The sequence below is a fragment of the Rhodovibrio salinarum DSM 9154 genome (genome assembly GCF_000515255.1).
Classification (GTDB): Bacteria; Pseudomonadota; Alphaproteobacteria; order Kiloniellales; family Rhodovibrionaceae; genus Rhodovibrio; species Rhodovibrio salinarum.
Genome location: NZ_KI911559.1, coordinates 1,145,711 through 1,158,140, shown reverse-complemented (window position 1 = coordinate 1,158,140; position 12,430 = coordinate 1,145,711). Strand labels below are relative to the sequence as shown.

Sequence of the window (12,430 nt, the reverse complement as noted above, 5' to 3'; positions counted from 1 at the left end):
TCCATGCAAGAGGCCGGCGGTTAAGACCGGTCGCCCGGGATCGATCCGGGCAAGACGTACAGGGAGCCATTGGGAGACGGCATGGCCATGAGCGACGCGGAAACGCGCGACATGCGCCCCTGGGCGCTGTTGTCCCCGGCGTTGACGGCGATCACGCTGCTGCTCGCGATCCCGACCTGCTTCGTCGTGGTCTATTCGTTCTGGCTGCGCACCGCGGCGGGGGACGAGCAGGTCGGCTTCTACCTCGACAACTGGATCGAGGTGCTGACCGACCCCTTCTACCGAGACGTCCTGCTCTACACGCTGAAGATTGGCGTGATCACGACGATCTGCTGCGCCCTGATGGGCTATCCGGCGGCCTATTTCATCGCGTTCTCGAAGATGCGCAACAAGGCCTTCCTGTTGCTGCTGCTGATGCTGCCGTTCTGGATCAGCTACATCATCCGCACGATGTCGTGGATCAACATCCTGGGCGTCTCGGGTGCGGTGAACTACGTGCTGCAGTCGCTCGGCATCGTCTCCGAGCCGCTGCAAATGCTCTACAACGAGGCCACGGTGATCCTGGGCCTGATCCACTTCCTGCTGCCGTTCATGGTGCTCAACATCTACGTCAGCCTGGAGGGGATCGACCCCAACCTGACCGCCGCGGCCCGCTCGCTCGGCTCGACGCCGTTCCAGGCGTTCCGGGAGGTGACGCTGCCGCTGTCCCTGCCCGGCCTAGCCGCCGGTAGCCTGCTGTGCTTCGTGCTGGGATCGGGCACCTACATCACGCCGCTGGTGCTGGGCGGGCCCGGTGACGGCATGTTCGCCAATCTGATCTACGACGCCATCATCACCCAGTTGAACTGGCCGCTCGGCTCGGCGCTGTCGATCGTGCTGCTGATCGTTCTGGGCGCGGTCGTGCTGCTGTACAACCGCTACCTCAGCCTGGGCCAGATCTCGAAGGGGTTGGGCTGATGGCCGTGCGCGCGCCGACCGGCTGGACCTTCATCAAGATCGCGACGGTCCTGACCTACGTCTTCATGTTCGCCCCGGTCGCGGTAGTCATGCTGCTGGCGTTCAACGCCAGTCAGTTCGGCTCCTTCCCGATGACCGGCCTGAGCTTCCGCTGGTTCGTCGAGCTGGCGCAGAACGACGCGATCATCCGGGCGTTCAAGACCTCGCTGCTACTGGGCGCGCTGACGGCAGTCATCTCAACCACGATCGGGGTGTGTGCGTCGCTGGCGATGGTGCGCTACGACTTCCCGGGCAAGAACCTGCTGAACACCGCCCTGATCGCGCCGATCCTGGTGCCGGAGGTGGTGCTCGCGGTCTCGCTGCTGTTGTTCCTGCAGTTCCTGTCGATGCCCAAAAACTTCGTGCTGCTACTGCTGGGCCACGTGATCTTCACCCTACCGTTCGTGGTGCTGGTGGTGCAGGCCCGGCTGGTCGGCATCCGCAAGGAATACGAGGAAGCCGCGCTGTCGCTGGGCGCGAACCCGCTGCAGACCTTCTTTCAGGTAACGCTGCCGCTGCTGATGCCGGCGGTCGCGGCGGGCATGCTGTTCGCCTTCACGATCTCGTTCGACGACATCACCGGCACGCTGTTCTGGAAGCCGCCGGGGGTGGAGACGGTGCCGACCCAGATCTTCGCCATGCTGCGCAACTCGATCAGCCCGGAGATCAACGCGCTCGGCACCGTCATGATCCTGATCACCGTGGCCCTGCCGCTGACCGGCGCCGGGCTGGCCCGATGGCTGGCCAGCCGACGCGGCGGCTAACCCAAGAGCGGAACAACCGCCGGGGCCGCATCCCAATCGTCCAAAACGCCAATGCCACAAACAGGGAGGCCTGAGACAAGATGGACGATCAAAAACGCTACGAGCGCCTATTGGCGCGCTACCGCAACGGCGACCTCGACCGCCGTACCTTCCTCAGCCTGCTGGGCGCGGCCACCGTCACCGCCGGTGTCGTCGGCGCGCCAGTGGCGGGCCTGCGCAAGGCCGCCTTGGCCGCCAAGCCGGAGAGCGTGCGCTTCGACGGCTGGGGCGGCATGGTCTCGGAAGCCTTCCGGGAGTACGCCTTCCAGCCATACGAGGAAGAGACCGGGATCGAGGTGATCGACGGCACCTTCGGCGGCGCCGACGAGTATCTGGCACGGGTGCGCTCGGCCCAGCCGGGCGAGTTCAACATCGCCCACCTGTCGGGCGTGTTCGACTATGTCCGCTACCACAACCTCGGCTTCTCGACGCAGCTAGACGAAAGCAACATCCCCAACCTCGACCTGACCATCAAGGCGCTTCAGAAGCCCTTCCGCGAGGTTTCGGACGGCCGCCTGTCGGCGGCGCCGTACGACTACGGCACCACGGGCCTAGCCTATAACCGCGACGTCATCTCCGACGCGGAGATCAAGGAGAAGGGCCCGAACATCCTGCTCGACGAGGCCTATAAAGGTAAGATCGGCGGTTGGGGCGAGTGGAAGACCCGGATCTGGTACGGCGCGCTCCAGACCGGCCAGGACCCGAACGGCATCGAGGACATGGATGCCGTCTGGGAGGCGCTGCGCACCCACCGCGATCTGTCGCTGAAATACTGGCAGTCGGGCGCGGAATTGATGAGTCTGCTGGCGAACGGCGAAATCTACGCAACCGAGGGCTGGTCCGGCCGGATCGCGGCGCTGCAGGCGCAGGGCCACAATATCGGCTACTACGACCCGCCGGGTGGGTTGGGCTGGCAGGAGTGCCTGTTCGTGCTCAAGGGCTCGCCGATGGAAGCCTGCGAACAGCTGCTCAACTTCATGCTGGAGCCGGAAGTCGCGATCGCGGTCGCCGAGGGGCAGAACTATCCCCCGGCGCTCGACCCGAACAAGGTCGAACTGACCGAGAAGATCAAGAACCTGCCGGCCTACGACCCGACCGGCAAACTGGACGGCCTGAACTTCTACAAGCCCGACTACTGGAACAGCAACGAAGCCGACTGGTCCAAGACCTTCGGCCGGATCCAGCGCGGCTACTAAACGGGCGCGCCTAGCCCCGTCCGAACCGGGCGCGGGAGACGGCGGTTCACGACACAATGTCGAACCATCCGCCGTTCTCCCGCGCCCACCCCTTCACCGACCTCGGCCGCGCGCAGCCTGCGCCAGCCGTGCGTTCCAACCCCGCGGGAGCCCGCCTTGGCCGACCCCCAACACGCGGTGGAACTGCGCAACGTCGTCAAGCGGTTCGGCGTCTTCACGGCCGTCCACCGCATGGACCTGAATGTCGAGCGCGGCTCGTTCGTCACCTTCGTGGGCCCGTCCGGCTGCGGCAAGACGACCACGCTGCGCATGATCGCCGGGCTGGAGAACGCCAGCGAAGGCGACATCCGGATCAAGGGCCAGCGCGTCAACGACGTGCCGATCCACAAGCGCAACCTGGGCATCGTGTTCCAGAACTACGCGCTGTTCCCGCACAAGACGATCTACGAGAACGTCGCCTTCGGCCTGAAGTACCGCGACGTCGACAAGGAAACCGCCCGCCAGAAGGTGCGCGAGGCGCTGCAGCTCGTGCAGTTGCCGCACGTCGAGGACCGGGTGCCCAAGCAGCTCTCCGGCGGCCAGCAGCAGCGCATCGCGCTCGCCCGGGCGATCGTGATCGAGCCGGACGTGCTGCTGCTCGACGAGCCGTTGAGCGCGCTCGACGCCAATCTGCGCGAGGAGATGCGCGTCGAGCTCAAGCGCATCCAGCGCGAGCTTGGCATTTCCACCATCTTCGTCACCCACGACCAGTCGGAGGCGCTGGCGATGTCCGACAAGGTGGTGGTGATGAGCGAGGGATGGATTGAGCAGGAAGGCACGCCGGAGCAGGTCTACAACGAGCCGGCGAGCGAATTCGTCGCCAACTTCCTCGGTATCTCCAACATCTTCTCCGGGCGGGTGGCGGAGCTGTCCGGCACCACCGCCCGCCTCACGCTCGACGCAGGCAGTGAGCTGCTGGGCCACCCCCGCGACGGCCGCGCCGCACGACAGGGCGAACGGGTGCGCCTTGCGGTGCGCGCGGAGAAGATCTTCCTGTCCGAGGCCGCCCCGGAGCCCGACCCGGACTCGGTCGTGCTGGACGGCAAGGTAACGGCCGTCGACTACCAGGGGCAGGCCGCGCGCTACTTCCTCCAGGCGGGACCGCTCAGCCTGCAGGCGATCAACCCGATCGACCGCCATCCCTTCCATGAAGGCCAGCCGGTCAAGCTGCGCATCCGCGCCCAAGACGTGGTGCTGCTCGACGCCGACGAGAACACAGCGGCCAAGGCCGCCGCGGAATAGTCGCGCCATGACCAACGCACAGAACGCCGCCCCGCAAAGAACGCGTCACGAGGCCCATCCACCGTCCCACCTGTTCTATCAAGGCCGCCAGCGCCGGCCGCTGATCGACCGGGCGGACGGCCTCTACATCTGGGACGTCCACGGCCGCTGCTACCTGGACGGCTCGTCCGGCGCGATGGTCTCGAACATCGGCCATTCCAACCCACACGTGCTGCAAGCGATGCAGGCGCAGATGGCGCGCGCCACCTTCGCCTACCGGCTGCATTTCGAAAATGCCCCGGCGGAGGAACTGGCCGCCAGGGTGGCCGACCGCCTGCCGGGCGATCTGGACCGGGTGTTCTTCGTCTCCGGCGGGTCGGAAGCGGTGGAGTCCGCGATCAAGCTGGCCCGGCAATGGGCAGTGGCGACCGACCAGGACAGCCGCTGGAAGGTGATCACCCGGCAGCCGTCCTACCACGGCTCCACCCTCGGCGCGCTCGCGATCACCGGCTACGAACCGCTAAACGCCCCCTTCCGCCCGATGATGCGGGAGATGCCGGCGATCCCCGCACCGACCGCCTATCTGGACCGCGACGCGCTGTCGATGGAGGAACGCGGCCGTCGCTACGCCGACCTGCTGGCCGACGAGATCGAGCGCCAAGGCCCGGACAGCGTGCTCGCGTTCATCATGGAGCCGGTCGGCGGGGCCTCCACCGGGGCGCTCGTCGCGCCCGACAGCTACTACACCCGAGTGGCCGAGATCTGCCGGCACTACGGCGTGCTCCTGATCTACGACGAGGTGATGAGCGGGGCCGGACGCACCGGCGCCTTCGTCGCCGCGGAGCACTGGGGCATCACGCCCGACATCATGGTGCTGTCCAAGGGCTTCGCCGCCGGCTACGCGCCGCTGGGCGCGATGGCGGCGCCCGGTCGGCTGGTCGAACCGGTTCTGGACGCCGGCGGGTTCCTGCACGGCTACACCTACGCCGGCAACCCGCTTGCCTGCGCTGCCGGGCTGGCGGTGCTGGAGGAGATCGACCGCAAGCACCTGATCGACAATGCGGCCATCCGGGGCACCAGCCTGCTGCAGCGCCTGGCCGAGCTGAAGGAACGCTTTCCCTTCATCGGCGACGTCCGTGGCAAGGGCCTGCTGACCGCGATCGAGCTGGTCGCGGACCGGGAGACGATGGCGGTGCTGCCACCGTCCCTGAACGCCCACGCCCGCGTCGTGGAACTCGCTTACGAGCGTGGGCTGATCGTCTACTCCCGACGGACCCGGGGCGGTATGGAGGGCGACCACATCATGGTCTGCCCACCGATGATCGTGACCGAAGCGCAACTCGATGAGTTGGTCGGCATGCTCGCCGCCGCGCTCGCCGCCTTCGCGCGCGAAGCCGGGCTGCCGGGCGGGTAAGCGGGTCCGCCGGACAGAAACACCCGCTGCAGCAGCGCCAGACACAACAAAAAGACTGGGGAGAAGGTCCCGCCGTGCCAAGCGAGAAGGTCATCATCACCTGCGCGGTGACCGGGTCGATCCACACGCCGACCATGAGCGCGGCGCTGCCGGTGACGCCGGAGCAGATCGCCGAACAGGCGGTGGGCGCGGCGGAAGCGGGGGCGGCGATCCTGCACCTGCACGCGCGCGATCCCGCCGACGGCCGCCCCACCCCCGAGCCCGAGGTGTTCCGCCAGTTCCTACCCCGGATCAAGGACGCCACCGATGCGGTGGTCAACGTCACCACCGGCGGCGGGCACAACATGAGCGTGGCAGAACGCACGGCCGCCGGACGGCAACTCGCGCCGGAGATGTGCTCGCTCAACATGGGCTCGATGAACTTCGGCCTATTCCCGGCCGCGGAACGCTTCTCGGATTGGAAGCACGCCTGGGAACCCAAGTACCTGGAAGATACCCGCGACTTCATCTTCAAGAACACCTTCGCCGACATCGAGACGATCCTGCACGACCTGGGCGAGGCGAACGGCACCCGCTTCGAGTTCGAGTGCTACGACGTCGGCCACATCCACACCCTGGGGCACTTCCTGGAGCGCGGCTTGGTCAAGCCACCGCTGTTCGTCCAGTTCGTCCTGGGCGTGCTGGGCGGGATCGGGCCGACGGCGGACAACCTGCTGCACATGAAGCGCACCGCCGATGCCGTCCTGGGCGACGCCTACCACTTCTCCGTACTCGCGGCCGGACGGCATCAGCTGCGGCTGGTTACCATGGGCGCGGCGCTGGGCGGTCACGTACGCGTCGGGCTGGAGGACAGCCTGTTCATCGCGAAGGGCGAGATGGCGCAGTCGAACGCACAGCAGGTGGCCAAGATCCGCCGCATCCTGGAGGAGCTGTCGCTCGAACCCGCCACGCCAACCGAGGCGCGGGAAATGCTGCAACTCAAGGGCGTCGATCAGGTCGCCTTCTGACCGAAATCACGACGGAGGAGGAACGAGGACCATGCGGGTCGTGCAGTCCGACGCCCACGCAAGCCACCATCCCAAGCATTTCCTGGTGAACGGCGCGGTCCAGGACAGCCCGGAGGTGCCGGAGCGCGCCCGACGCCTGGCGCAGGCCGCGCGCGACGACGGCCACCAACTGATGGCCCCGGCAGACCACGGCCGCGGGCCGATCGCCGCCGTGCACTCGCCGGAGTACCTGCAGTTCCTGGAGCACATCGTGCCGCGCTGGCAGCGGATCGAGGGCGCGAGCGCGGAGGTGATCCCGAACGTCCACCCGCAAGGCCGCTGGCCCGCCAGCTATCCCGCGAGCGCCGTTGGCCAGGCCGGCTACCACCAGGCCGACACCGCCTGCCCGATCTCCGAGGGCACCTGGGAAGCCGCGGTGGCAAGCGCGGAGATCGCGGTCACAGCCGCCCAACTGGTCGCCGAGGGTGCGCGCCACGCCTACGCGCTGTGCCGGCCGCCGGGGCACCATGCCTACACCGACATGGCCGGCGGCTTCTGCTTCCTGAACAACTGCGCGATCGCCGCGCAATGGCTACGCGACCATGACCACGCGCGGGTCGCGATCCTCGACGTCGACGTCCATCACGGCAACGGCACCCAGGGCATCTTCTGGACCCGCGGCGACGTCCTGACCGTCTCGGTCCACGCCGATCCGGTACGCTTCTACCCCTTCTTCTGGGGCCATGCACACGAGCGCGGGGAAGGCGACGGGCTGGGCTGCAACTTGAACCTGCCGCTCGCACGCGGGACCGACACACAAGGGGTTTTGGCTGCGCTAGAGGCCGGCTTCAAGCGCATCCGCGCCTTCCAGCCGGACGCACTGGTGCTGGCGCTCGGCCTCGACGCGCATGAGGGCGACCCGCTGAAGGGGCTTGCCGTCACCACCGACGGCTTCGCCGAGATCGCAGCGGCGATCGCCGGCCTCGATCTGCCGACCGTGCTGGTTCAGGAAGGCGGCTATCTGCAGGACGCCCTGGGCGCCAACCTGCAAAGCTTCCTTGCCGGGTTCGAGCGGGCACGCGGGTCATAAGGACGATGACCCGCTGCGGTACCCTGCAAATTCTCGACCAAGGGCCGCTTAGGCCGTTTCCCCGTTCAGGCGCTTGAGCGCCTTCTCGCGGCCGATCAGGGGCAGGAAGTGGGCGAGTTCGGGCCCCTTCTCCATGCCGGTCAGCGCCTTGCGCAACGGCAGGAACAGGCCTTTACCCTTACGCCCCGTCCGCTCCTTCACCGCGCTCGTCCACTGCTGCCAGGTGGTCTCGCCCCAAGGCTCCTGCGGCAATAGCTCGGCGGCGGTGGCGAGGTAGTCCGGCTCCTCCACGATCGGCTGAATGGTACCGCGGCAGATCTGGTACCACTGCCTGGCCTCCGACAAGCGGGTCAGGTTCGGACGCACCGTCTCCCAGAAGTCCTGGTCGGCGTCCGCCAGGCCGAGCGCTTCCAAACGCGAACGCACGGTGGCGTAGTCGGTGACGTGCAGCAGGCGCGCGTTGAGGCGCATCAGCTCATCGCCGTCGTACCTGGGCGCCCCCCGCCCCATGCGCGTTAAGTCGAACTCCTCGATCAGGGCGTTCAAGCTCTGCCGCTCCTCAATCGGGTCCGGCGTGCCAAGCTTGGCGAGATAGCTGTTGAGCGCCATCGCCTCGACCTCGTCCGCACGCAATTCCCGCAGGGAAAGGCCCTGGGTGCGCTTGGACAGCTTCTCGCCGTGCGCGTCCAGCAGCAGCGGCAGGTGGGCGAACGCCGGCGCCGTGCCGCCCAATGCCTCAAACAACTGGATCTGGGCCGCGGTATTGGTGACGTGATCCTCCCCACGGATCACGTGGCTAACGCCGGAGTCCAGATCGTCGACGACACTGGTCAGCGTGTAGAGCGGCCGGCCGTCGGCCCGGATCAGCACCGGGTCGGACACCGCACCCGCCTGGACGCTCTGCCGGCCGCGCACCCGATCGTCCCAGGTTACCTGCCCACCCGCGAGTTTGAAGCGCCAGTGCGGCTGGCGCCCCTCGGCCTCGTAGGCGCGCTTGTCTGCGTCCGTCAGGTTGAGCGCGCCGCGGTCGTAGACCGGCGCCTGCCGACGCGCGGCCTGCGCCTTGCGCTTGGCCTCCAGCTCTGCCTCGGTCTCGTAGCAGGGGTAGATGTGTCCGGCGGCTTCCAGGTCGCGCAGCGCCTCCTGGTAGCGGTCCAGCCGCTCGCTCTGATGGAACTCCCGGTCCCACCCGAGACCGAGCCAGGTCAGGTCTTCCCGAATCGCCTCGGCATAGGCGGACTCGCTGCGCGCCTGGTCGGTATCGTCCAGACGCAGGATGAACTCTCCACCCTGCTGACGGGCGAACAGCCAGTTGACGAGCGCCGCGCGCGCGTTGCCGAGCTGCAGGTAGCCGGTCGGGCTGGGCGCGAAGCGGACGGTGATCGGGGCGGCCACGGCGAATGGAACTCCAGACTCGGATGTGAATGAGAGACCCGGGCGCAGTGCCGGCCTAGACGAAATCGAGCATCACGCCAGCCGCCTCGGCGGCTGGCACGTGCAGCGGACCATCGCGGTCCCGCTCGAAGCTAACGCCGTTGGCCTGCAGGACGCTCGCGGTGTGCGCCTTATCCGCGACCTCGACCCGCATGGCAACAGGGCCTTGCGGCGGCGGCGAGGTAAAGGCGCGGGCCTGGGGATGCAACGCCAGCAAGCCATCGGCGTCGGTAAAGCGCAGATAGCACCCGCCACAATCCACCGTGACCAGATTGTCGGTGTTGGTCACCGACCGGAAGCCGAAGATGTCGGCATACGGCACCGCGACCGCGCCCGGATCCTCGACCATCACGGTCAAACCGGCGATCCGTCGCGCGCCGTTCGGCTGGTCGGTCCAGCCGGGCTGCCAGACCAGCTCCGGGGTCAGGTGCTTGCAGATGAAGGCCGGTAGACCCGGTGTGGCCGTGCGCGGCAGGTGCAATAGCTGGAAGCGCGGCAACAGATCGCCCGAGTCCGCCTCGATCGTGCGCTGCAGGTCCTGCGGCGCGCCGACATTAACGTCTGTCTCGCGCAACAGCCCGGCCGAACGGTCCAGGTCGTCACCGGCGAAGGCGGCCGCCGACAGCCCCTCTCCCCGCGTCGCCAACGTCTCGTCCAGACCGTTCAGGAACTGGCTGTGGTCGACGATACCCAGCAGCTCCAGATAGCCCTGCTCCAGCATCAGGCAGTAGTTGGCCGTGCCCCAACCGATATGCCGGCCGCGCGGCGCGGTGCGGAACCCCAGACGTTCGTAGGTCGACCGGGCAGCTTCCAGATCGTGCGCCACGATCAACAAGTGGTCCAGGCCGCGCACCGGACGTTCGGGCGGCGGACCGTTCAGGGACCTCGGGCTCATCACATGCCCCCGGCCGCGCGCGGACCGCACGTCGATCGAGGGCGTTTCCAACCCCGGTCCAATCCCCGGGCGCTGACGCGCCGGGCGGTGTCGCAGATGTCCTGTCTCAGGTCGGGAGTGTCCATCGCAGCTTGGAGACTCGTCCGTTATTCGGCGGCTGTGCAGGCGCGCTCCGGATACAGGCCCGCCAGACCCGCATGGCTCGCGGCTGCCACGCCGCGTTCGGTGATCAGGCCGGTGACCAGACGCGCCGGCGTGACGTCAAAGCCGTAGTTGGCCGCCTCAGCATCGGGTGGGGTGACGCGGACCGTCTCGATCCGGCCATCGTCGGTTTGGCCGGTGAGGTGCGTGACCTCGCGTCTGTCGCGCTCCTCGATCGGAATCCGGGTGCCGTCGTCCAGCGTCCAGTCGATCGTCGGCCCCGGCAAGGCGACGTAGAACGGCACGCCGTTGTCCTGGGCGGCAAGCGCTTTCAGGTAGGTGCCGATCTTGTTGCAGACGTCGCCGTTGGCGCTGGTGCGGTCGGTGCCGGTGATGCAGAGGTCGACCAGGCCGCGCTGCATCAGCAAGCCGCCGGTATTGTCGACGATCACCTTGTGCGGCACGCCGTGGCGACCGAGCTCCCAACTCGTCAGCGCCGCGCCCTGGTTGCGCGGACGGGTCTCGTCGACCCAGACATGCACCGGGATGCCCGCGTCGTGCGCCATATAGATCGGCGCCAACGCGGTGCCCCAATCGACCGTGGCCAGCCAGCCGGCGTTGCAGTGGGTCAGCACGTTGAGCGGCCCCTGCCCGCCCTTCTCGGCGTAGGCGCGCTTGAACAGCTCCAGACCGTGTTCGCCGATCGCGCGGTTGATCGCTACATCCTCGTCTGAGATCGCGCCCGCCTTGGCGAAAGCGGCCTCGGCACGCGCGCCGGTGTCGCGCGGGCGCACTTCCTGCACCACCGCGTCGACCGCCCAACGCAGATTGATCGCGGTCGGCCGGGTGGCCACCAGCTTCTCGGCCGCCGCATCCAGACCCACATCGGACGGATCGGAACGCAGCGCCAGCCATAGGCCGTAGGCCGCCGTCGCACCGATCAGCGGCGCACCACGGACCAGCATGGCGCGAATCGCGTGCGCGGCCGCATCCACCGTCTCCAGCCGCACCGTCTCGAACCTGTGCGGCAGCTTAGTCTGGTCGATGATCTCCACCGCCCGGCCGTCGGCGGCCGGCCAGATCGTGCGGTACGCGATGCCGTCGACCTGCATGGTCGTCCTCCTTCCCGTCTCCCCGCGCGCCCCGCTTCGCGCCCGTTGGAAGGCGTCCAGTCAGCCGTTCAGCACCCGCCCGGCGACGGCGTCCAGCTTACGCACCAACGCCGGGTCCCGGGCGTGTGGCTGGGTGATAATGGCATTATCCAGGGCGTGCTGACAGCCCCGCGGGCAGCTCTGTTGCCGGCCGGCCAGGGCCGGCACGGCGCGACGGACCAGACCACGCGCCTTGTCGGCATTAGCCAGCAGCACCTTGATCACCGCGTCCACCGAGACGTTGTCGTGGTCGTCGTGCCAGCAGTCGTAATCGGTGACCATCGCGATGGTGGTGTAGCAGAGCTCGGCCTCACGCGCGAGCCGGGCCTCGGGCATGTTGGTCATGCCGATGACGTCACAGCCCCAGCTGCGGAACAGCTCGCTCTCCGCCCGGGTGGAGAACTGCGGCCCCTCGATGCACAGGTAGGTGCCGCCGCGGTGGATCGGAATCCCCTCGGCGGCCGCGCTGTCCTGCAGCACGTCCATCAGGCGCGTGCACGTCGGATCGGCGAGCGAGACGTGCGCGGTCAGACCGGTGTCGAAGAAGGAGCGTTCGCGTTCGACCGTGCGATCGATGAACTGGTCGCACAGGACGAAGGTGCCAGGCGTGAGTTCCTCCTTTAGCGAGCCGACCGCGGAGACCGATAAAATCTCGGTCACGCCGGCGCGCTTCAGGGCATCGATGTTGGCGCGGAAGTTCAGCCGGCTGGGCGGTAGCGGATGGCCGCGGCCATGGCGCGGCAGAAACACCACCTTCTGCCCATCCAGTTCGCCGGTCAGCAGTTGGTCCGACGGCATCCCGAACGGACTGTCGACCGTGATCCATTCGGCGTTTTCCAGCCCCTCGATGTCGTAGACGCCGCTACCGCCGATGACGCCGATCACAGGCGGGGTGCCAGGCTCGCTCATGAGATGCCGTGTCCGCTTTACGGTTGCTGACGGGTCCAGCGGTCACCTAACCGCGTGGCCCGCGCGAACGCAAGCGTACGGCACCGCGGCAAATCTCCCCCATGGCACGAAAAAGGGCCGCACCCGCCCTGCGGATGCGGCCCTTATCATCGCGG

The 12,430-nt window shown here is 67.7% G+C and carries 11 protein-coding genes; 7 read left to right on the top strand and 4 right to left on the bottom strand.

Features of this window, described 5'->3' with window-relative positions; translation table 11 throughout:
• Positions 1 to 87: 87 nt before the first annotated feature.
• The 7 genes from RHOSA_RS0105410 to RHOSA_RS0105380 all read left to right on the top strand — a co-directional run bounded on the left by RHOSA_RS0105410 (position 88) and on the right by RHOSA_RS0105380 (position 7,745).
• The gene (locus RHOSA_RS0105410; RefSeq protein WP_027287871.1) at positions 88 to 957 is read left to right on the top strand and encodes an ABC transporter permease; all 870 of its coding nucleotides are present in this window, start codon (positions 88 to 90) and stop codon (positions 955 to 957) included.
• Positions 957 to 1,760 (top strand): ABC transporter permease, encoded by an 804-nt coding sequence (locus RHOSA_RS0105405; protein ID WP_037255744.1) that lies wholly within the window; start codon positions 957 to 959, stop codon positions 1,758 to 1,760. The genes RHOSA_RS0105410 and RHOSA_RS0105405 overlap by 1 nt, the downstream gene beginning before the upstream one ends.
• An 80-nt stretch (positions 1,761 to 1,840) precedes the next feature.
• Positions 1,841 to 2,995 (top strand): ABC transporter substrate-binding protein, encoded by a 1,155-nt coding sequence (locus RHOSA_RS0105400; RefSeq protein WP_027287869.1) that lies wholly within the window; start codon positions 1,841 to 1,843, stop codon positions 2,993 to 2,995.
• A 156-nt stretch (positions 2,996 to 3,151) separates the two neighbouring features.
• Positions 3,152 to 4,276, top strand: a complete 1,125-nt coding sequence (locus RHOSA_RS0105395) for an ABC transporter ATP-binding protein (RefSeq protein WP_027287868.1) — start codon at positions 3,152 to 3,154, stop codon at positions 4,274 to 4,276.
• A 7-nt stretch (positions 4,277 to 4,283) separates the two neighbouring features.
• Positions 4,284 to 5,669: an aminotransferase family protein gene (locus RHOSA_RS0105390; RefSeq protein ID WP_051431833.1), complete on the top strand. Its 1,386-nt coding sequence runs from the start codon at positions 4,284 to 4,286 to the stop codon at positions 5,667 to 5,669.
• A gap of 74 nt (positions 5,670 to 5,743) precedes the next feature.
• Positions 5,744 to 6,676: a 3,5-dioxohexanoate:acetyl-CoA acetone transferase gene (gene kce / locus RHOSA_RS0105385; RefSeq protein WP_027287866.1), complete on the top strand. Its 933-nt coding sequence runs from the start codon at positions 5,744 to 5,746 to the stop codon at positions 6,674 to 6,676.
• Between the two features lie 31 nt (positions 6,677 to 6,707).
• On the top strand, positions 6,708 to 7,745 hold the full coding sequence (locus RHOSA_RS0105380) for a histone deacetylase family protein (RefSeq protein WP_027287865.1): 1,038 nt from the start codon (positions 6,708 to 6,710) through the stop codon (positions 7,743 to 7,745).
• 48 nt (positions 7,746 to 7,793) lie between these two features.
• Here RHOSA_RS0105380 and gltX read toward each other — a convergent pair whose 3' ends face one another.
• From gltX to RHOSA_RS0105360, 4 genes are all read right to left on the bottom strand, one after another.
• Positions 7,794 to 9,140, bottom strand: a complete 1,347-nt coding sequence (gltX, locus tag RHOSA_RS0105375) for a glutamate--tRNA ligase (RefSeq protein ID WP_027287864.1) — start codon at positions 9,138 to 9,140, stop codon at positions 7,794 to 7,796.
• A gap of 55 nt (positions 9,141 to 9,195) precedes the next feature.
• Positions 9,196 to 10,074: a VOC family protein gene (locus tag RHOSA_RS0105370; protein WP_156092566.1), complete on the bottom strand. Its 879-nt coding sequence runs from the start codon at positions 10,072 to 10,074 to the stop codon at positions 9,196 to 9,198.
• A gap of 146 nt (positions 10,075 to 10,220) precedes the next feature.
• Positions 10,221 to 11,327, bottom strand: a complete 1,107-nt coding sequence (gene mtnA / locus RHOSA_RS0105365; protein ID WP_027287862.1) for an S-methyl-5-thioribose-1-phosphate isomerase — start codon at positions 11,325 to 11,327, stop codon at positions 10,221 to 10,223.
• A gap of 60 nt (positions 11,328 to 11,387) precedes the next feature.
• Complete coding sequence (locus RHOSA_RS0105360; protein WP_027287861.1) at positions 11,388 to 12,275, bottom strand: S-methyl-5'-thioadenosine phosphorylase; 888 nt, start codon at positions 12,273 to 12,275, stop codon at positions 11,388 to 11,390.
• Positions 12,276 to 12,430 lie beyond the last annotated feature (155 nt).

Coding starts and splice junctions, on each gene's coding strand:
- RHOSA_RS0105360 (WP_027287861.1), bottom strand. CDS start 12,275: ATGAGCGAGCCTGGCACCCCGCCTGTGATCGGCGTCATCGGCGGTAGC.
- RHOSA_RS0105405 (WP_037255744.1), top strand. CDS start 957: ATGGCCGTGCGCGCGCCGACCGGCTGGACCTTCATCAAGATCGCGACG.
- RHOSA_RS0105390 (WP_051431833.1), top strand. CDS start 4,284: ATGACCAACGCACAGAACGCCGCCCCGCAAAGAACGCGTCACGAGGCC.
- RHOSA_RS0105380 (WP_027287865.1), top strand. CDS start 6,708: ATGCGGGTCGTGCAGTCCGACGCCCACGCAAGCCACCATCCCAAGCAT.
- RHOSA_RS0105400 (WP_027287869.1), top strand. CDS start 1,841: ATGGACGATCAAAAACGCTACGAGCGCCTATTGGCGCGCTACCGCAAC.
- RHOSA_RS0105410 (WP_027287871.1), top strand. CDS start 88: ATGAGCGACGCGGAAACGCGCGACATGCGCCCCTGGGCGCTGTTGTCC.
- RHOSA_RS0105370 (WP_156092566.1), bottom strand. CDS start 10,074: ATGAGCCCGAGGTCCCTGAACGGTCCGCCGCCCGAACGTCCGGTGCGC.
- mtnA (WP_027287862.1), bottom strand. CDS start 11,327: ATGCAGGTCGACGGCATCGCGTACCGCACGATCTGGCCGGCCGCCGAC.